Genomic DNA, 18,253 nt, shown 5'->3' on the forward strand with positions numbered 1-18,253 from the left:
AAGGACTGTTTCAAAGTGTCAAATCGTTCAATGACTGATGTTGCTTATCAACTGTTAAGCAAAAAGAAAAACAGCGTCACCTTCAACAAGCTGTGGGATGAGGTTTCTCAAATCATGGGTTATTCCGAAAATGTAGCGGAACGGAAAATTGCCTCGTTCTACACATCGATGATGCTGGACAACCGCTTTACTTCCCTGGGCAACAACAAATGGGATCTGCGGTCGCGGCATACGTATAACGAAACGCACTTTGATACCAGTGCGATCGTTCTCGAGGACGACAATAACGACGAGCTGGACGAACTGGACAGCTTCGAGGAAGAGGCGGAAGTGGAAAAAGTTCCGTTTGAAGAAACAAACGAAGAAAGCTTCTGATGGAGAAAGGGCAGCGCAGTCTGCCTTTTCGTTTGGGAAAGCCAAGTCTGACCCAGAGAATCGGAGGATCAAGGAATAGTGGGCTTAAGTCATGATGAAGGAAAGGTGAAGCCAATGAAAACAGTAGTCTGGGATTGGAATGGAACGTTATTGGATGATGTGGAAGTCTGTATTGAAACGGTCAACGCGATGCTTCGTCAAAGGAATCTGCCGGCGCTGGAAAGCGTGGATCAATACCAGAATGTGTTCACGTTTCCGGTGATCGATTATTACCGCCGGGTCGGTTTTGACCTGGAACGGGAAAGTTTTGAGGCGTTATCGGAGGAATATATGCGCGGGTATCATGAACGGGCAGTGCGCTGCGGGCTGTTCGCGGACGCTGAGCCGGGGATCAAGCAGCTGCGGGAACAGGGTGTGCCGTCGCTGATTCTGTCCGCTTCCCGCCAGGATCATCTGCGCATGCAGACAGAACAATGCGGCTGTACGGAATGGTTCAGCGATCTGATCGGAATATCCGATATCTATGCCAAGGAGAAGCTAAGCGCCGCGCAGGCGTGGCTGAGGAAAAATCCGCAGCCGGACCGGGAAATGATCATGATCGGGGATTCCCTGCATGATGCGGAGGTTGCGGAAGCGCTGGGCTGGGACTGTATTCTGATTGATCGCGGTCATCAAAGCCGCAGGCTTCTTGTCACTTCCGGCAAGCCGGTCGTGTCCAATATTCTGGAAGCAATACCGCTGATTTTAGGTTAAATAAACAAATTTTGCGTCATCTCCTTATTTCCCGGGAAATGATGCTTTTTTATTGATAGCCTATTAGAAAGCTTCACTTTTCGATAGGCTAAAAAGCCATGATAATGAAATGTGATGCCTTCTTTTTTCCTCAAAAAGCAAAACAGCTTTGACATTATACCAGGAATGGCCGCAAAGAATGTCAGAACAATAAAAAAAAGGAGATCGGAATCTCCTTGATCAGATCAGATTTACGCTTACGGCTCACCGGTGATACAATCTTTTCTTCTGATAAACCGGCTCGCAGGTCAGATTCATGCCCAGCTTTTTGAAGGTTGACGAATCAACTTCCGAAAGCAGTACGGTGGAATGGACTTCGCAGTCTTTCAGCTTTTTCAGCTGCTGCATGGCCAGATGGGATACCGGATTGTTCGTCGCGGCAATCGCCAGGGCGATCAGAATCTCGTCGGTATGTAATCTTGGGTTATGATTGCCGAGATGCTGGACCTTCAGCTTCTGGATCGGTTCGATGACATTGGGGGAGATCAGCGGGATGTTGTCGTTGATGCCGCCGATTTCCTTTAACGCGTTTAACAGCGCGGCGCTGGAAGCGCCTAACAGATCGGAGGTTTTCCCGGTGATGATCCGACCGTCGTTTAATTCAATGGCGACGGCAGGTGCTTCGGTTTCCGCCGCTTTGTTTAAGGCGGCGGTGACAACCTTGCGGTCTTCCTTCACAATCCCGGCCTGATTCATGATCAGTTCGATTTTCTGAACGGACTCCTCGGTCGCCATATCGCGGCGATAATCGCACAGCGCCTGATAGTACCGGCGCAGAATTTCATCCTCGCTGGCCCGGCACGCCGCTTCATCATCGATGATGCAGTTGCCGACCATATTCACGCCCATGTCCGTCGGCGATTTGTACGGGGATACGCCCGCAATCTTTTCAAATAAAGTATTCAAGACCGGGAATACCTCCACATCGCGGTTGTAGTTCACCGCAGTTTCGCCGTACGCTTCAAGGTGGAACGGGTCGATCATGTTGACGTCGTTGAGATCCGCCGTCGCCGCTTCATAGGCCAGATTGACCGGATGCTTTAACGACAGATTCCAGATCGGAAAGGTTTCAAATTTTGCGTAGCCCGCTTTGATGCCGCGCTTGTAATCATGATACAGCTGCGACAGACAGGTTGCCATCTTGCCGCTGCCCGGTCCCGGGGCAGTGACGACGATCAGTTCGCGGGTGGTTTCGATGTATTCGTTTTTACCATACCCTTCATCGGAAACGATGTAGGACACGTTGCTTGGATAACCGGGAATCGGATAATGCAGAACGACGTTGATGCCCAGATTTTCCAGCTTTTTCTTAAACTGATCCGCGGTGATCTGCCCGGCATACTGCGCGATGACGACGCTACCGACATACAGATCGATGCTGCGGAAAGCGTCGATCAGACGCAGAACATCCAGATCGTAGGTGATGCCCAAGTCGCTGCGGACTTTATTCTTTTCAATATCGGTCGCGTTGATGACGATGACGATTTCAACGGAATCCCGCAGTTCCATTAACATTTTAATTTTACTGTCCGGCTGGAATCCCGGGAGTACGCGGGAGGCATGATAGTCGTCAAAAAGCTTGCCGCCGAACTCCAGATAAAGCTTGTTGTCAAACTGTTTGATCCGTTCTTTGATTTTGGCAGACTGCATCTGCACGTATTTTTCGTTGTCGAAAGCCAGTCTTTTCATAGTCTATACCCCTTAAAAACTCAATTTCATATTATATCAGAAAGAGATCGAGAATGCCATTGAAGAAATGGTAAAATAGGAAGGTTCTGCGAAGCCTTCAAAACAGGACGATCTGAGGGGCAGGCAGGACTGGAAAACTGACGAGACTGTCAGTGAGAACATAGAAAAAAACCCTTTCGGGTTTTTCAGTTTTTTAGAGAACTGTGACGTTAACAGCGCGGGACTTGTTGCTGCGAGCATCATTTTCAACTTCGAAGGAAACCTTCTGGCCCTCTTCTAATGACTTATAGCCACTACCGTTGATGCCTGAGAAATGAACGAAGATATCGCCCTGGCCCTGATCATCCGTGATGAATCCGTAGCCCTTGTCGCCGTTAAACCATTTTACTTTTCCTGTACTCATTTTAAGTACCTCCTTTAGTGGAAATAAGAAGCTACTCAAGGTATAAAAAATCGCATAACTTCAGGGATTTTTGTACATTGAGTGATAATTACAATCCCGTTACGCGATCATAGCTATTGCTTAATATTACTTCTTCAGTATAACAGGTTTTAGCCTGATGTCAAACAAATAAAAAAATATTTTTTTGAGGGTCATCCTCTTGTCAATAATGGATTTATTCTGTCAAGTTTTAGTAAAATTCAAAAGTAATTTTACTTTTTCCATTTTCTCAGGAGGCTTTTTTGAATTTTGCGCAATATTAAAGATGTAGGGTCTTTGATAAGGCGGTTGCCCGTCCTGGATGGATCATTCTTTTGATTCATTTGTTTTTCGAGCTTGTTTTCTCAGCTCTGGAAAGGAGGGGCTTTCTATGAAATTTTTCATGGAACTTTTGTCTTCTTTAACGATAAGGTGCATTCTGGCGATTGCCCAGCTTCTGACAACCAGCCTGGACTGCATCTTAAAAATTATAGAACTCAGAAAAAAAGTGCCGCAGCGCATTCCCAAGCAAACCGGCACTTATCTGTCCACCACTTCTCGAATAAGAGATAGTGTCTGACGGGTATCGCTTTCTCAAGCGTCCCTACGCTTATAGTATATGCCATTCTTGAGTTATTTCAAGGGCATATCGTTATTTTCCTGTTTTTCAATCTTTCAGTATCGATTCAATGGGGAGCGGGAGAAAAGAAACAGGATTCTGTTTAACCTTTCAATCCTGAGTTCATTCTGAATTCAGACGGCTTTTAATCAAATCATTTTTCAGTTCTGATCAGCGGACATACCCCCACTGAGGACACTTAATTTCCCGTGGAATAGAAAAAGTATAGAATACTTCGTATAAATTCAGGATCAGATCAGTCCCAAGAGTGTGTGCAATGCATAGGCGATCCCATCTTCATCGTTGCTTTGTGTTTGGTAACGGATCTGACAGCGCAATTCCCGATCGGCATTTCCCATGACGACGCCGTTGGGGAATCCGGTCAACATTTCCAGATCGTTCCAGTCATCGCCGAACACCGCGATTTCTTCCGGCTTCAGATTCAACTGACGGCGTAAGTGGTCAATGCTTTTGAATTTGCTTGTCTGGCTATTTGTGATTTGCAGCACCTTGCCTTGATCAGTCAGATAGACGTTTGCCTGATCCATGCAAATTGTTTGGCAGAGGTTAACCAGTGATGAAGGAAGATCCGTGACGGAATCGACAAGATTTTCAAAGTAAATCAGAATTTTTACCGTTTGATTGAAGACGTTGGGATTCAGCGGAACACTGAGTTGGGGATCAATGCCCCATAACGGATAAGCAAAGTTGGCTAATGGACAATTGAAGGCATGGAGTTCATCCTTCAACTGCAGCGCCAGGTGCAGCCCGGGAAAACTTTCAACGGCTTTGACACAGCCAGCGACCACCGCTGCGGGCAAAAAAGCGTATCGCGTCTGACCATGCAGCTTTTCACAGGCGCCGTTGCAATAGATTCCTCCGTCGAAGAAGCCCAGTTCTATTTCCGTCCAGCCGAGCATTGTTTCCAGCAGCGGAGTCCGGGCCGTGGCAATAAATAATGAAATGCCTTTCTCCCGGCAAGCGCGCAGCGCTTCCCTTGTGGAAGGCGCCAAGGTTTTCTCTGAGGTTAACAACGTTCCGTCCAGATCAAAGAATAAGGCCCGGATTATTGTTTTTTCATCGTTCATCGTTTTATCTGCCATCTAAGCAAAGCGGTATAAGCTTGGATAATCATGCAGAATGGACCAGCGAGCTTCATCGCTGCAGTTCAGCAGAATCCGCAGGCTTTCCATGCTGATCTGTCCCGCCTCAAATAAGCGCCGGGTCATCTCATCCGCGGGTAAGCCAAGCTCTTTCTCCAACTGCTCGATCTTCTTCAAACCGTAGCAGTAACAGGTGAAATAACCGAACATTTCTTCCTGAGCCAGAACCTGGCCGCGCGCGGTTTTCGCATCAAAACCCAGTTCCCGCTGGTATAACTCGACCACTTCGCCGATCGTGCGGTTTTCCCACCGAAGCATCAGATCAGCCTGGATCCGCACGGACGTATGATGCCGGCGGTAAGCCGTGAACAGTGGAAAGTAAGGGTCTTCCGCAAAGATCGACTCATAAACATGCTCGCTGCGGTGAGCGGTGCCTTCGATCAGCGGGTCAGCCTTCGGACCCCGGCGCATTGTTTCCGGCAGCGGATCGCTGTTCACCCGCAAGAACTGGATGTGATGGCCGAAATAGGCTTCATGAATCGTATTGACCTTAATCCAGCCGTCGCTGACGGCGGTGTAGTTGGTTTCGTTTAAGAACATCCGGCCATGCAGCGGACGTTCGTACGGACAGCCGTCCATGTAACCGCCCCAGGGGAAGGATTCCCGCAGTTCTTCCGGAACTCCGGTTAAATCGCACAGCTCGTCGATCGGATGCCATAGCTTCTGCTTGCTGACCGCTTTGACCCGAGCTAAATATTCATGGCCGCGGCGGAACATTTCCTCGGCGCTTTCGCAGGCTCCGGCTTTTTCATCCAGCAGCGCCCGGACCTGAGTCATCGTGGTCACCGGCGTTTCGCTTAACCGATTGGCAATCGCGAAGACGTTGGCGCGCGTAGCTTCAATTTCCTCCTGATACCAGGAAAGCAGATCGTCCAGCTTCACGCCCAGCTTCATCGCCAGTGTGCGCCGGTAGCTTTCCGGATCGGTGTTCAGCCGTTGATCCTCGCCTTTGATTTCCTGATCTTCATGCACACCGGCTTCGCGCAGCTGTTCAATCCAGCGGGACAGCGCTTGAACGCCTTCATTCAGACGGAGCTTGAGTTCCGTTGCCTGGGCGTCCAGCTGAGGGATGATCTGTTCAGCCTGGCGTTGGAGAGCCTGGCTGCGGGATAAGAGAATTGGCAAATCCATTTCATCCAATTCCGGAAACCGATGTTCCAGGGCTTGCAGGCAAGCCGGCAGTGCAGCCCATTGATCGCTAAGAATCGCAAGGCGCAGATCACGGCGGCGCTGATCTGAGGACCACAGTTGTTTTAAAGTGTGCTGAATTTCCCCCAGATGAACCTGCGGATGCATCCAGAAATCTTCCGCTTCCCAGGTCAGAAAATCAAGAACGTCATGAAAATGGTGAATGAAAAAGTGAGAAACTTCATTGTCGTCTGTCAGCTGATCGACACGGCGTCGGAGCTGGTCCAACGTCGTGGCCAGAGTCTGACGGTGTTCTTCGTCCGGGATCCAAAGCGAGCGTTGGTAAATCTGGCGGCTGTGCAGCCGGTCGCCGGCCAGCGCCAAATCGCGGTCCAGCTGTCGGATGATCATAATTTCCTGCGGTGATTGCATCATGGAATCCTCCTGTTAACTTGGCTATAACTATAATGAAATTCAAAACGGTTGGCAAGCACTTCCGCGGATAATAAAAAAGAACTGTCGCAAAGCAGGAAGCTCTGACAGCTCTTTTAAGTTTACGATAAATTTGACGGCGCCGAGGAGTTCTCTATTTCGTTCGGTCCTCTTTTTTCCAGTTCTTCCTCCAGACTGAAAGTGATGTCCTCCAGGGATGCAACCAGACTTTTCAACTGCTCGATGTTCTTGTTCAGCGTTGTGCAGGCCAGCTCCAGCGACGCGGAAGCATTCGGATCTGTACCCTGCGTCCCTTTGCGAATAACATTAAGGACGGAATCATCCAGGTTGTCTACGATCGAAGCGAGATCCCAAGCGATGTCGTAAATTTCTGAACTTTTATTCATACTATTCCTCCGGTTGGAATTATATCCAACAATTTCTTTTATGACAATCATTTTTTTAGTGAAATTGAGTAAAAAATTCACTAAATCGGGTGGTAACATGAAATAAGCAATCCTTATATATAAACCCTCTTTATATTACACCCTAACGATATTATTATACACAAAAAAGGTAATATTTCTTCATAAGTTAACCAAAAATGGGTAGAATTATCACTTTTTTTTGAAAGTAATTTGATTTTTTCATGGCGTTTATCTTAGTAAGGTTTCATTTTGTACTTTCTTAGAATTTTTTCGCGAGGCAGCATATCCGCATTTCGACCGAAATCTGACGATTGTTCGGGATGTCTGCTTTTTAACCATAAAAGCACGGTTGCGGACTTCTCAAATTATGAAAAATGGAGTAGAATAAGGGCGTAGAAAATAGGAGGATACATTTATGGCATTAGTTTCCGCAAAAGAAATGATCGAAAAAGCTCATGAAGGTCATTATGCAGTAGGCGCATTCAACATCAATAACATGGAATGGATTAAATCCATCCTGGCCGCAGCTGAAGAAGCCAAGTCACCAGTCATGTTAGGTGTTTCGGAAGGCGCAGGCAAGTATATGGCTGGATTTAAGAATGTCGTTGCCATGGTTAGAGAAATCCATGACTCGATGGGCATCACCGTACCTGTTGCGCTGCATCTGGATCATGGTTCATTTGAAGGAGCCAAGGCCTGCATTGAAGCGGGATTCACTTCTGTCATGTTTGACGGTTCGCATTACGATTTCGAGGAAAATGTCGCGAAGTCGAAAGAAATTCTGGAACTGGCTCATTCGAAGGGCATTTCCGTTGAATGTGAAGTCGGCGGCATCGGCGGCGAAGAAGACGGCGTTGCCAGCATGGGTGAATTAGCGGATCCGCAGGAATGCGCGAACATCGCGGCGCTGGGCGTTGATTTCCTGGCAGCCGGCATCGGCAACATCCACGGCAAATATCCGGCTGACTGGCAGGGTCTGAACTTTGATCGTCTGGCTGAAATCCAGGCTTCGACCAATGGCAAACCGTTAGTTCTGCACGGCGGCAGCGGTATCCCGGCGGATCAGGTGGCTAAGGCAATCTCCCTGGGCGTTTCCAAGATTAATGTCAATACCGAACTGCAGCTGGTCTTTGCGGCCGCAACCCGGAAGTACATTGAAGAAGGCAAAGATCTGGCCGGCAAGGGCTATGATCCGCGCAAACTGCTGAAACCAGGCGCAGATGCGATCACCAAGAAGGTCATCGAAATGATGAACCAGTTTGGTTCCGCTAACAAGGCGTAATCGTTTAAAATCTGATATTCTTGAAAACCGGCGGAGAAATCTGCGGGTTTTCTTTTTTTTCTGATCTCATACAGCTTATAATAAGAGGGATGAATTGAGAACGAGGAGGTTGCTTATGAGAACGTTGAAGCAAAAAGGGAAGGATATCGTTTGGGTTGTCGCGGGGAACGCGGTGCTGGCGCTGGCTGTCAGTATGTTCATTCTGCCCTATGATATTTTATCCGGCGGGGTCGCAGGCATCGCGGTAGCGCTGCAGCCGCTGATTCCGCTGCCGGTCACGCTGATGGTCAATCTGTTAGTGGTCGGCTTGTTTATCCTCGGCGCCTGTTTCCTGGGGAAAGAATTTGCGATGAAGACAATACTAAGCTCGCTGATCTATCCGGTATTTCTGACCTTTTTCAGCGGCCGGGTGCCGGTGCTGGATCTTGACCCGATCCTGGCTTCCCTGTACGGCGGACTTTTAGGCGGCATGGGGGTTGGGATGGCGTTAAGAACCGGAGCGAGTACGGGCGGCATGGATATTCCGCCGTTGATCGTTCATAAGCTGACGCATATCGAAATCGCCAAGCTGGTGCTGATCACCGATGCGCTGACCGTGCTGCTGGGGGCATTTACCTATGGCTTGGAAGCGGTGCTGATCGGTTTTGTTTCCGTGTGGGCGTCCTCGGTCGCGATCGATAAGGTGCTGATGTTCGGCGGTCAGCAGGCCAAGGCGATTCAGATTATTTCCGATCAATACGAACAGATCATCGAACGAATTCATTCCGAACTGGAACGCGGGACGACGCTGATCGAAGCACAGGGCGGTTATACGCATGAAAAACGGAAGATTGTTCTGGTGGTCATCACCAAGAATCAATATCCGGCGCTGATGGAAATGGTGACGGCGATCGATAAGGAGGCGTTTGTGATCGCCAACGATACGCATGAGGTCAAGGGCTTCGGCTTCAGCTTTGAATTCAAGGTTTGAGGTTGGATGAAGTCTTTTGAAATCTGTGCTGCAACGACAAGCGGACAATTCAAGATAAACAGTTAAGAAATTTCCGGCTTCACGAAACAAGGCAGAGCGGATTCTGAACAAGATTGTAATGCGGTAGAACAGACTTGAATGAACGGAGGAGCAGAAAGATGCTGAGCCATAATGGATGTCAAAAACTGCGGGAATTTACGGAAAGAAGTTATAAAAAAACAGTAATGGAAGTGACTTCGGGCGTGTGGTTCGTTTTAGGCTACGGCCACAGCAATGCGATTTTTATTGAAGGACAGACCAGCGTGATTTTGATCGATACACTGGATAGCCGGGAGCGGGGAGATTGTTTAAAATCCTGGATTCAAAAAACGACGGGGAAGCCGGTCAGGACCCTTCTCTATACGCATGGACATCCTGACCACCGGGGCGGAGCCGGAGCCTTTCAGGAGGAAGTCTCGGAAATCATCGCGTTTAAACCGAAAAATCAGGAATTAAAAAGAACAGAAGCGTTGCAGGAAATACAAACAAGGCGGGGAGCACGGCAATTTGGCTATACGCTGAGCGACGAAGAAGCACTTTCGCAGGGGATTGGTCCGCGAGAAGGAATAAATTACGGCGAGCATCGTAGTTTTGTTTCTCCGACAATAGTTTATGATCAAGACTGTGTAACCCGCGCGATCGATGGGATCGAACTGGAGTTAGTGCGGGTTCCGGGTGAGGCTGAGGATCAAATGCTCGTCTGGCTGCCGCAAAAAGCAGTGCTTTGCTGCGGTGATAACTACTTTGGCTGTTTTCCGAATTTATATGCGATCCGGGGCGGACAATACCGCGATCTGGCCTCCTGGATTGACAGCCTGGACGTCATCCTTTCCTATCCGGCCCAGATCCTTCTGCCCGGCCATACGGCTGCGGTTTGTGGAAGGGAACGAATCCGGGAAACCGTTGGCAATTTTAGAAATGCGCTCGATTTTTTTCTGACGAAAACGTTAGAAGGAATGAATGAAGGAAAAAGCGCCGATCAACTGGCCGCGGAAATTCAGCTGCCTGAGGAACTCTCCCAGCTGCCATATCTTGGGGAATATTACGGCTGCGCGGAATGGGCGGTCCGGGAAATCTATGCGGCCTATTTAGGTTGGTTTGATGGAAATCCAACGCATCTGCATCCACTCGCACCGCAAATCCGGTCACAGAAAATGCTGGAATTGATGGGCGGGAAGGATAGGACTGAAGCTGCGGCCCGAATGGCTTTTGAGAAGCACGAAGATCAATGGTGTCTGGAACTGTGCGATTTGTGTTATGAAGCAGAACCGGACGCCGCTATCCTGAGACTCAAAGCCGCCGCGCTGGATCGACTGGCGGAGGAGGAAACAAGCGCAAACGGACGGCATTATTATAAAGCCTGCGCGAAAGAACTGAGGAAAACTGCCGGATTGGACTAAGGAATGGAGATAGAATTGAATAAAGCTGATAGTCTGAGTCCTGAAAAATCGTTAAAAAATGGGAAAGTCATTTAGCTTTGAAAAGAAAGTCGTAACTTTTTTCTTGCTGATAATGAAAACCAGCCCCTTGAAAGAAGAATTCAAGGAGCCGCGAATCAAAAATTAGTTTTGATCTTCAAGAGGATATTTTAGATCCGGGGCGGAAGCTGTTTTTGAATCCTCCGCCAGAGATGACAGCGGAAATTCCAGGATCACCTGCGCGCCGCTGCCGTCCGGGACATTGCCGGGGATCATCCGTCCGCCTTCGATCTGCATTGCCTGCGACACGGTATATAAGCCTAACCCCGCATGGCCGTTGCTGCTGCGGGCGGATTCATAGCGGTAAAATGGTTCGCCGATATGCTTCAAACTTTCAGCCTGGAAGCCCGGCCCTTCGTCGCTGACCTTCAGGATCCAGTTTGTTTCTGTCACCGCGCCCATCAGCTGGACGGTTTTACCCGGCGGACAGTAGCGGATCGCGTTATCGAGCAGATTGATCAGCGCCCGTCTCAGTGTTTCGGTATGCACCCGGGCTGAGAATGGCGGGCAGAACACGGTTAACGTGATTTCTTTGTTGCGGCACAATCCGGACACTTCTTCAGTACAGCGCCGGATCAGCTCATGGATCGGCGTTACTTTCGGTTGTTCCGCCTGATTTTGGCTGCAGGCGGCTTGTTGAAGCTGAAGCACATACTGGCTTAATTGGCCTAACCGCCGCTGTATCGCTTCCAGACTTTCCCCCGCTGTTTCAGACAGAGCTTCCTCCTGCAGCAGTTCGACGTTGCCCTGGATCACAGCCAGCGGCGTCTTCAGATCATGCGCCAGCGCGGCGATCTGGATTTCCCGCTGATTCTGCATATCCCATTGCTGGACCAGCGAATCCTTCAGGGCAGAGCGCATCGTATCGACGGAATCCAACGCCTGGTTGAACTCCGTCAGCGGGGTGTCGTGAAGTGTAAAATCAAGGTTTCCCGACGCGATCTGCGTCGCGGATTCCTCCAGTGCGTTCAGCGCCTGAACCAGTTTTTTTCCGTAGCGGTTGGTTGTCATCCATAAATAAAGGAGAAGGAGAACGGCGGTCACACTGATAAAAAGTCCCTGCAGATCGCTGATCAGGGCGGCGATCCCCGGAACGGCCGGACGCACTTCATAGCGGAACAGAAGAATGACAACTTCTGCCCGCAGGTCGGTGCGAAACCAGGTTTCGGCCCCGATTCTTCCGGTGTAACTTCCGGTATAGAAGGAAAAATCAGCCAGCCCGCTGTCCGCCGGCAGGGAACTGTCCGCCAGCTGTTCATGACTGAACAACAGGTAATGGATGCCGTCGGGAACCTCCGCAGGGTCAAAAAAATCCTGCTGCTGAATTTTGCCGATCAGCTCCTGCGCCTGTTTTTCATTGTAATCGGCGCTTGTGTAGAAGCCGGCGTTCAAGCCGGCCATAAACAGAAACACTGCCGCGGCCAGGATCGCGAGCACGCCGAAAGCGGTCGTTAAAAAATAACGCCGCAAGAATTGCGCTAGAGTCCGGGTTTTTCTGCGTCTTCTTTTTTCCATCGGTAGCCTATCCCCCATACGGTTTCTATCGGATCTTCATTCAATTTCCGGCATTTTGACCGGATGTTTTTAATATGCTCGGTAATCGCCGCCGGTCCGCTGTCGCGATCCCAGCCGTTGATCAGCGCCAGCAGCTGATCCTTGGTCCAGATCCGGCCGGGCTGTCGGCGCAGCGCAATCAGAATTTCTTTTTCGCTGCGGGTCAGTGCCAGCGGCTGTCCGCGGAAAGCGACGTCCTGCTGCCGATCGATCTGCCAGCCGTCCTGGCGGATCCAAGAACGCCGCTGTTCTCTGCGCAGATGGGCCTGAATGCGGCTGCGCAGAACGCTCAGGCTGAACGGCTTGGTCAGATAATCATCCGCGCCGTACCCCAGGCCTTCAATCATCATTTCCTCCTCACTGCGGGCGCTGAGAAATAAGATCGGACAGCTCAGCCGGCCGCGGATTTTCTGACACAGCTCGAAACCGGATTGCTGCGGCATCATCACATCCAGCAGAATCAGATCAGCCTGCGCCCAGTCGTCTTCGCCGACTTCTTCGGGATTCGCAAAGGTCAGCACCCGATGTCCGTCTTTTTCCAGCGCGATCCGGATCAGCCGGAGTAAATCCAGGTCATCGTCCACTGCGATCAGCGTCGCCATCGTTCCGCCTCCTGTCCTGTTGCTTCTATTATACCATCAAGCACGACAACAAATAAAACAGATAGACGTGCAGCGGATAAAACCAGTAGAAAAACCGTTGATTCCGCGGTCCCCGCTTTCCGTTGTAGAGCGCCATGAAAATGACGGCGAACACGCCCATCCATTCATAAGCGAGCGTAAAGATCTCCGTAAAATGGCTCAGATTCATCTGCAGAAGCATCAGACCGTATAAGCCGGCAAGCGTCAGCACGAACACGCTCAGCTGAACGGCGCGGTGACGGCGCAGACCGTAAAGGATCAAGCCGCCGATCAGATAGTAAATCCCGCCTTCGTTTAAGAAAGGCAGCGGGAACAGCGTGCATTGCAGAAAGTAAGCGTAAGGCATAATTGAAAGCGGCAGCCGGGCAAAGCTGAAATACCAGACCCAAGGCAGCGCCAACAGGCCGATTCCCGGCAGCCAGCGTTTCTTTTTGCATTCATCCAGCCCCTGCCACAGGATAAAACAAAGGACAAACGTCGCAAATATATTGTTTGCGGGATAAAAACCGTCGGCCCGGGTCCAGCCGAAGAACTGAATCAAATACTGAATCAAGCCCATGGCCGCCGCGATACCATAACAGCGTAAGAAATAACGCTTGCGGTTGGAGGTATGCGCAAAGCCCTCCGCGGCGCAGAACAGAAACAACCAGCCGGATAAGCGGCCCAATTGGGAAAAAAACAGCGGAATTCGTCCGGTAAATTCAAAGAAATAATGCAGGTGATCCAGGACCATCAGAACCATCGCCAGGCATTTCAGATCCAATCCCGACAGTCCTCGAAAGTGTTTTTTTGTTTTCATTGAAGATTCCTCCTTGATAGTTTGAGCATAAACCGGAAATCTAAGGAAATTCTAAGGAAAGCGAAAACTGCCGGCCGTGATTTGGAAAGGGTGGCAATGCCGGGGAGTTCACGGTATAATAGGTACGGAAAAGGTAAGGATGAGGTTTATGCAGATAGAACACCAGTTTCCCTGTTCCGCCGTGCAGTTTTTCAATTTTATGGCACGCCGGATCGCACAGGACATTCAGATAGAAACCGATAAGAAATTGACGATTGCTGAGATTCATCAGGGCATGAAATATGATAAGAAGGTTCTGGTTTCCGAAAAGAAACAGCGCATCGGCAAGGCGCAGGTCGCCGTTTTCGATAAGCCGGGTCATGTGCAGCTACGCGTCGAGATGTTTGATGGCACGCAGGTCATTGATACTCAATGCGCCGCGCTGGGCAAGGATCGCTGTCAGGTGACGTACAGCGAGGAATTTTTACCCTCCAACATGGAGAAAAAACTGGCGATCGCAAGTTTTTCCTGGATGGGAAGAAAGAATAACAAGAAGAAGCTGCAGCGGCTGATGGAACAATGGGAAACCGAAATTCGTCAGCTGTACGGTGAATGAGTGTTCAGTATTTTAAAAACTACAGAACAATCACGTTTTTATCAAAACTTAATAGTATGATAGTGCAATGAAAGGAGCCCAACCGATGGAAGAAGTATTTAAGATTGAAGGCGGTCATCAGCTGAACGGAGAGGTTAGAATCAGCGGAGCGAAGAACGCGACGGTCGCTCTGATCCCGGCCTCGATTCTGGCCAACGGCCCGGTAACGATCTGCGGCGTGCCGGATATCGCGGACGTGGAGTCGTTATCCACCTTGTTAGAGGAATTGAACGTCGCAGTGGTGCACAAGGATCGGGGGCATCTGATCATCGATCCGACGGAAATGGTCAACCGGCCGTTGGAACATCCGGCGGTCACGAAGCTGCGTGCTTCCTATTATTTTATGGGAGCGTTGTTAGGCAAATACAAGCATGTAAAAATCAAAATGTCGGGCGGCTGTTATCTGGGGCCGAGGCCGATCGATCTGCATCTCAAGGGCTTTGAAGCGCTGGGAGCGAAGGTTGATTATCAGAAAGGTTGTTATACTATCGAAGCGGAAGAGTTGATCGGCACAAAAATCTTCCTGGATATTTCCTCAGTCGGCGCAACAATCAATATCATGATGGCGGCGGTGTACGCAAAAGGCCGCACCACGATTGAAAACGCGGCGAAGGAGCCGGAAATTATCGACGTCGCGACACTTTTGAACAAGATGGGCGCGCATATCCGCGGCGCGGGAACGAATGTGATTACGATTGACGGCGTGGATCATTTATCCGGCTGTTTCCATGAAATTATCCCGGATCGGATTGAAGCGGGTACGTTTATCATCATGGCGGCCGCGGCGGCCAAGGAGATGAAGATTACCAACATCATTCCGCAGCATCTGGAATCGTTATTGTCAAAGCTGCAGGAAATGGGCGTGGATATGGAAGTCGACGTGGACAGCGTGACGATCCGCGGCGGCGGCAAGCTGCAGGGCGTGGATATCAAAACGCTGCCGTATCCTGGGTTTGCGACAGATTTGCAGCAGCCGTTATCGGCGTTGTTAACCCAGGCGGAAGGCAAGTCGACGATCCGGGAGACGATTTATCCGGAACGGTTCAAGCATTGTATCGAGCTGCAGCGGATGGGCGCGGATATCAGCGTCGGTCAGGGCAGCTGTACAATCGAAGGTATCACGCCGCTCTACGGCGACCGGGTCACCGCAACGGACCTGCGCTGCGGTGCCAGTCTGGTTGTGGCCGGCTTGTTAGCGGAAGGCGTGACGGAGATTCATGAAATCTATCACATTGAACGAGGCTACGACGACCTGGATGGCAAGCTGCGGGCATTGGGTGCAAACATCTGGCGGGAAACGATCGAATAACGCCATTATGAAGTCAGAAGATCTGAGCAGACAGTCCGTTCAGGTCTTTTTTTGTGTTATTCCGCAAGTTTTAAGTTTGGGAAAAGTTATTGAATCAAAATGATGATCCTTGTTCCCAATTGTCTGAAATTTGAAGTATGATTAAGGCAGAGAGAAATAAGGAGGGATCGAAAATGAAAAAAGTGTTGATCCTGAGTCTGTTATTAACGTTGTGCTTAAGCGGCTGTTTTAGCGAAGACGGACTGAAACCAGGGATTCACGGGACCTCCGCGGGAAAGGAAATGGAAGAATTTCTGGAATCCAGGCCGGATAAGAGTCTGTCAAACCCAAGTCTATCCGATTATCAGATTAAGACATCCCAAAATTTTTATTTTTATAATTTTATAGCGAAGGATCTTTCAACATTGGATTTATCTTCGCTGACGTTATCCGAACTTGCGAATGAAACGATGTTTACCGCAAGCACAAAATGGCCGGCTACATTACCAAACCTGGACATTGAACAATTTTGGGAACAAGCCTGGGGCAAACCATTGGGCGCGGCGCTTTTCCATGAAAACGGAATCACCGGAAAGGGCGTGGGGATCGCGATCATCGGACCGCAGCTTTACGTTGATCATCCTGAATACAAAGATAATTTGAAACTCTTTTATGGGAGTGAAGATCCCTTATCTCAAAATTTGTTCAGTACGCTTGGAAGCGGCGCAATGTTGTCCAATCTGGCAGGGAAGTCGCTGGGGTATGCCCCGGAGGCTTCAATCGCTTATATCGTCAATTCAGGATATGATGAAAAGGGGAAGCAAGACCTTTCCTCCATCCTTGAGAATATGGATTCCTTGTTGGAATATAACAAAACCTTGAAAAAAGATCCGATTCGGATGATTCTCATTCTTTCTGATATAAACACTCAGGACCGTGCCTATGATACGTATCGGGCGAAAGTCGAGGAATTAAAACAAGCAGGGATCGAAGTGATGACTAAAATGCCTTATTTTAACGGTCATTACTTCACAACCGTGGCGAAAATTCCGTATGCCCCGCTGGATGATGTGAATTCCTACTATTTTGACAAGGCTGGAGAAACTCCAGATCATGTGCTGTATCTTCCTTACGCTAACCGGGTCCTGGCTTTTCCGGGAGAAGAAACGTATGTTTATTATCCGAGCAGTTTCGATGTAAACTATGGCACGATATCCACTCTGGCTGGTTTTTACGCGCTGGCTCTGCAGATGGATCCGAGCTTAACGCTGGATGAATTTGTCGAGATTGTCGCCGATTCGACGATCACATTAAGACCGGACAAGGAATACCGGGTGACAGGATTGGAAAACGTGATTTATCCGTCACGCCTTTACGATCATTTGGCGGCATTGAAAGAAAAATAACAGAAGATCAATATGAATTGAGGGCGGACCGCAGGAACGGGAGCGGATGATCAAATTATTAAAACGAAAAATGATCGAGGTGGAAGTGCCGCCGGAACAATGGATCCGGATGGGACTTTTGCCGCAATAAAAAAATCTGGATTTTAAGCGCCAGATTTTTTACTACGTATGTGGAAACCGTTTACCAGATCATTTCCGCGATCAACAGGACCAGCGGTAAGGTAAACAGACAGAGAATCGTAGAGAGACTGACAATCTCTGCGCCTAAGGTGATATCCCGGTCAAACATCTGGGCAAAGACTGGCGCCAGCACCGCGGAAGGAGCGGCGGCGGAAACGAGAATCACAGTGCGGATGGTGGCGAAGGAGTCCGGAATGAGGCTGAAAGCCGCTAATAAAGCCGCGGGAACCAGAACTAAACGAACGACGCTGACGTGATAGGCGGTTTTATTTTTAAACATGTGGATGAGCGGACTTTTTGCCAGATACGCGCCCAGCACCAGCATCGCTAACGGCGTGTTCATGGAGCCTAACGAATTCACAGCTTCCATGATCGGCTGCGCCGGCTTCACGGGAAGCAGGAAAATAATGACGCCGATGATCATTGCCCAGATACATGGATTGACCACGATTTTTTTAATCGTCACACTGTTTTTATCCCCGGACATCAGAATGACACCATACGTCCAGGCGTACAAATAAAAGCAGACGATAAACGGGGACAGATAGAATACCGCTTCGATTCCGAGTAATCCGGTGACTAACGGAATTCCCAGAAAACCGGCGTTGGAAAATACCATCCCGAATTTTTCCACACGCTGTTCCGGTTTGTAAATCAGCCGGGCGATGAGAATGTTGGCGGCATAAACCGCCAGACTTAACAGAAAGGCGAGGATCAGACCTTTGAACTTTTCAGGCGTATACGTCTGGTTAAAGGACGTTATGATGGTACAGGGCGTGGCGACCATCAACAGGATGTTGGACAGCCGGGCGGTTGTATCGTCGTTAATCGTCTGTTTCCGGTAAAGCAGATAACCGACGCTCATCATCAGAAACATTTTAAGGATCTGATTAAAAATTGTGATTGCGGATTCCATGATTGCTTCTCCCTCTGGG

18 protein-coding genes are annotated in these 18,253 nt (G+C 49.4%); 9 read left to right on the forward strand and 9 right to left on the reverse strand.

What is annotated here, in order from left to right; all coding sequences use genetic code 11:
* The first annotated feature begins 15 nt into the window (after positions 1 to 15).
* Together rpoE and DWY25_RS09535 are read left to right on the forward strand one after the other, a co-directional pair.
* Positions 16 to 375 carry a DNA-directed RNA polymerase subunit delta gene (rpoE, locus tag DWY25_RS09530; protein ID WP_244925957.1) on the forward strand — a complete coding sequence of 120 codons (360 nt, stop codon included), beginning with the start codon at positions 16 to 18 and terminating at the stop codon, positions 373 to 375.
* 114 nt (positions 376 to 489) lie between these two features.
* Positions 490 to 1,128, forward strand: coding sequence for an HAD family hydrolase (locus DWY25_RS09535; RefSeq protein ID WP_006058392.1), 639 nt, complete (start codon positions 490 to 492; stop codon positions 1,126 to 1,128).
* A gap of 243 nt (positions 1,129 to 1,371) precedes the next feature.
* On the opposite strand, the gene DWY25_RS09540 is transcribed toward DWY25_RS09535, so the two are convergent.
* Together DWY25_RS09540 and DWY25_RS09545 are read right to left on the reverse strand one after the other, a co-directional pair.
* Positions 1,372 to 2,856 (reverse strand): DUF1846 domain-containing protein, encoded by a 1,485-nt coding sequence (locus DWY25_RS09540; RefSeq protein ID WP_006058391.1) that lies wholly within the window; start codon positions 2,854 to 2,856, stop codon positions 1,372 to 1,374.
* 193 nt (positions 2,857 to 3,049) lie between these two features.
* On the reverse strand, positions 3,050 to 3,259 hold the full coding sequence (locus DWY25_RS09545; protein WP_117895040.1) for a cold-shock protein: 210 nt from the start codon (positions 3,257 to 3,259) through the stop codon (positions 3,050 to 3,052).
* A 409-nt stretch (positions 3,260 to 3,668) separates the two neighbouring features.
* On the opposite strand from DWY25_RS09545, the gene DWY25_RS09550 reads away from it, so the two are divergent.
* Positions 3,669 to 3,857 carry a hypothetical protein gene (locus DWY25_RS09550; protein WP_117895041.1) on the forward strand — a complete coding sequence of 63 codons (189 nt, stop codon included), beginning with the start codon at positions 3,669 to 3,671 and terminating at the stop codon, positions 3,855 to 3,857.
* Positions 3,858 to 4,147: 290 nt separating this feature from the next.
* Here the strand turns inward: DWY25_RS09550 and DWY25_RS09555 are convergent, their stop codons facing one another.
* The 3 genes from DWY25_RS09555 to DWY25_RS09565 all read right to left on the reverse strand — a co-directional run bounded on the left by DWY25_RS09555 (position 4,148) and on the right by DWY25_RS09565 (position 7,026).
* Positions 4,148 to 4,984 carry an HAD hydrolase family protein gene (locus tag DWY25_RS09555; protein ID WP_181981773.1) on the reverse strand — a complete coding sequence of 279 codons (837 nt, stop codon included), beginning with the start codon at positions 4,982 to 4,984 and terminating at the stop codon, positions 4,148 to 4,150.
* A 15-nt stretch (positions 4,985 to 4,999) separates the two neighbouring features.
* Positions 5,000 to 6,622: a DUF885 family protein gene (locus DWY25_RS09560; RefSeq protein WP_117895043.1), complete on the reverse strand. Its 1,623-nt coding sequence runs from the start codon at positions 6,620 to 6,622 to the stop codon at positions 5,000 to 5,002.
* 119 nt (positions 6,623 to 6,741) lie between these two features.
* On the reverse strand, positions 6,742 to 7,026 hold the full coding sequence (locus DWY25_RS09565) for a hypothetical protein (protein ID WP_117895044.1): 285 nt from the start codon (positions 7,024 to 7,026) through the stop codon (positions 6,742 to 6,744).
* A gap of 436 nt (positions 7,027 to 7,462) precedes the next feature.
* On the opposite strand from DWY25_RS09565, the gene fba reads away from it, so the two are divergent.
* From fba to DWY25_RS09580, 3 genes are all read left to right on the forward strand, one after another.
* Complete coding sequence (fba, locus tag DWY25_RS09570; RefSeq protein ID WP_006058291.1) at positions 7,463 to 8,329, forward strand: class II fructose-1,6-bisphosphate aldolase; 867 nt, start codon at positions 7,463 to 7,465, stop codon at positions 8,327 to 8,329.
* Positions 8,330 to 8,444: 115 nt separating this feature from the next.
* Positions 8,445 to 9,299, forward strand: a complete 855-nt coding sequence (locus DWY25_RS09575; RefSeq protein ID WP_117895045.1) for a YitT family protein — start codon at positions 8,445 to 8,447, stop codon at positions 9,297 to 9,299.
* Positions 9,300 to 9,457: 158 nt separating this feature from the next.
* Positions 9,458 to 10,738, forward strand: a complete 1,281-nt coding sequence (locus DWY25_RS09580) for an alkyl/aryl-sulfatase (protein ID WP_117895046.1) — start codon at positions 9,458 to 9,460, stop codon at positions 10,736 to 10,738.
* 162 nt (positions 10,739 to 10,900) lie between these two features.
* Here the strand turns inward: DWY25_RS09580 and DWY25_RS09585 are convergent, their stop codons facing one another.
* Genes DWY25_RS09585 through DWY25_RS09595 form a run of 3 tightly spaced genes read right to left on the reverse strand, consistent with a single transcriptional unit; the run spans position 10,901 to position 13,810 of the window.
* A complete protein-coding gene (locus tag DWY25_RS09585; protein ID WP_181981774.1) occupies positions 10,901 to 12,331 on the reverse strand; it encodes a HAMP domain-containing sensor histidine kinase in 1,431 nt (476 codons plus the stop codon).
* On the reverse strand, positions 12,295 to 12,972 hold the full coding sequence (locus DWY25_RS09590; RefSeq protein ID WP_117895048.1) for a response regulator transcription factor: 678 nt from the start codon (positions 12,970 to 12,972) through the stop codon (positions 12,295 to 12,297). Before DWY25_RS09590 ends, DWY25_RS09585 begins: the two co-directional genes overlap by 37 nt.
* A 28-nt stretch (positions 12,973 to 13,000) precedes the next feature.
* Positions 13,001 to 13,810 (reverse strand): TraX family protein, encoded by an 810-nt coding sequence (locus DWY25_RS09595; RefSeq protein WP_117895049.1) that lies wholly within the window; start codon positions 13,808 to 13,810, stop codon positions 13,001 to 13,003.
* Between the two features lie 148 nt (positions 13,811 to 13,958).
* Here DWY25_RS09595 and DWY25_RS09600 point away from each other — a divergent pair, with 148 nt between their 5' ends.
* The 3 genes from DWY25_RS09600 (at position 13,959) to DWY25_RS09610 (ending at position 17,138) form a co-directional block, all read left to right on the forward strand.
* Entirely contained in the window at positions 13,959 to 14,405 is a 447-nt protein-coding gene (locus tag DWY25_RS09600) for a DUF3284 domain-containing protein (protein WP_181981775.1), read from the forward strand.
* An 85-nt stretch (positions 14,406 to 14,490) separates the two neighbouring features.
* Entirely contained in the window at positions 14,491 to 15,753 is a 1,263-nt protein-coding gene (locus DWY25_RS09605) for a UDP-N-acetylglucosamine 1-carboxyvinyltransferase (RefSeq protein ID WP_039863882.1), read from the forward strand.
* A gap of 173 nt (positions 15,754 to 15,926) precedes the next feature.
* Positions 15,927 to 17,138, forward strand: a complete 1,212-nt coding sequence (locus DWY25_RS09610) for a S8/S53 family peptidase (RefSeq protein ID WP_117895051.1) — start codon at positions 15,927 to 15,929, stop codon at positions 17,136 to 17,138.
* Between the two features lie 181 nt (positions 17,139 to 17,319).
* Here the strand turns inward: DWY25_RS09610 and DWY25_RS09615 are convergent, their stop codons facing one another.
* Complete coding sequence (locus DWY25_RS09615; RefSeq protein WP_181981776.1) at positions 17,320 to 18,234, reverse strand: AEC family transporter; 915 nt, start codon at positions 18,232 to 18,234, stop codon at positions 17,320 to 17,322.
* Positions 18,235 to 18,253: the final 19 nt, after the last annotated feature.

This window comes from Holdemania filiformis (genome assembly GCF_003459085.1).
Taxonomy (GTDB): Bacteria; Bacillota_I; Bacilli_A; order Erysipelotrichales; family Erysipelotrichaceae; genus Holdemania; species Holdemania filiformis.

Bases quoted from the DNA above. Each gene is read 5' to 3' on its own strand.
- DWY25_RS09605 (WP_039863882.1), top strand. From the start codon at position 14,491: ATGGAAGAAGTATTTAAGATTGAAGGCGGTCATCAGCTGAACGGAGAG.
- DWY25_RS09550 (WP_117895041.1), top strand. From the start codon at position 3,669: ATGAAATTTTTCATGGAACTTTTGTCTTCTTTAACGATAAGGTGCATT.
- DWY25_RS09560 (WP_117895043.1), bottom strand. From the start codon at position 6,622: ATGATGCAATCACCGCAGGAAATTATGATCATCCGACAGCTGGACCGC.
- DWY25_RS09590 (WP_117895048.1), bottom strand. From the start codon at position 12,972: ATGGCGACGCTGATCGCAGTGGACGATGACCTGGATTTACTCCGGCTG.
- fba (WP_006058291.1), top strand. From the start codon at position 7,463: ATGGCATTAGTTTCCGCAAAAGAAATGATCGAAAAAGCTCATGAAGGT.
- DWY25_RS09535 (WP_006058392.1), top strand. From the start codon at position 490: ATGAAAACAGTAGTCTGGGATTGGAATGGAACGTTATTGGATGATGTG.
- DWY25_RS09580 (WP_117895046.1), top strand. From the start codon at position 9,458: ATGCTGAGCCATAATGGATGTCAAAAACTGCGGGAATTTACGGAAAGA.
- DWY25_RS09600 (WP_181981775.1), top strand. From the start codon at position 13,959: ATGCAGATAGAACACCAGTTTCCCTGTTCCGCCGTGCAGTTTTTCAAT.
- DWY25_RS09555 (WP_181981773.1), bottom strand. From the start codon at position 4,984: ATGAACGATGAAAAAACAATAATCCGGGCCTTATTCTTTGATCTGGAC.
- DWY25_RS09565 (WP_117895044.1), bottom strand. From the start codon at position 7,026: ATGAATAAAAGTTCAGAAATTTACGACATCGCTTGGGATCTCGCTTCG.
- DWY25_RS09610 (WP_117895051.1), top strand. From the start codon at position 15,927: ATGAAAAAAGTGTTGATCCTGAGTCTGTTATTAACGTTGTGCTTAAGC.
- DWY25_RS09575 (WP_117895045.1), top strand. From the start codon at position 8,445: ATGAGAACGTTGAAGCAAAAAGGGAAGGATATCGTTTGGGTTGTCGCG.
- DWY25_RS09615 (WP_181981776.1), bottom strand. From the start codon at position 18,234: ATGGAATCCGCAATCACAATTTTTAATCAGATCCTTAAAATGTTTCTG.
- DWY25_RS09595 (WP_117895049.1), bottom strand. From the start codon at position 13,810: ATGAAAACAAAAAAACACTTTCGAGGACTGTCGGGATTGGATCTGAAA.
- DWY25_RS09585 (WP_181981774.1), bottom strand. From the start codon at position 12,331: ATGGAAAAAAGAAGACGCAGAAAAACCCGGACTCTAGCGCAATTCTTG.
- DWY25_RS09545 (WP_117895040.1), bottom strand. From the start codon at position 3,259: ATGAGTACAGGAAAAGTAAAATGGTTTAACGGCGACAAGGGCTACGGA.
- DWY25_RS09540 (WP_006058391.1), bottom strand. From the start codon at position 2,856: ATGAAAAGACTGGCTTTCGACAACGAAAAATACGTGCAGATGCAGTCT.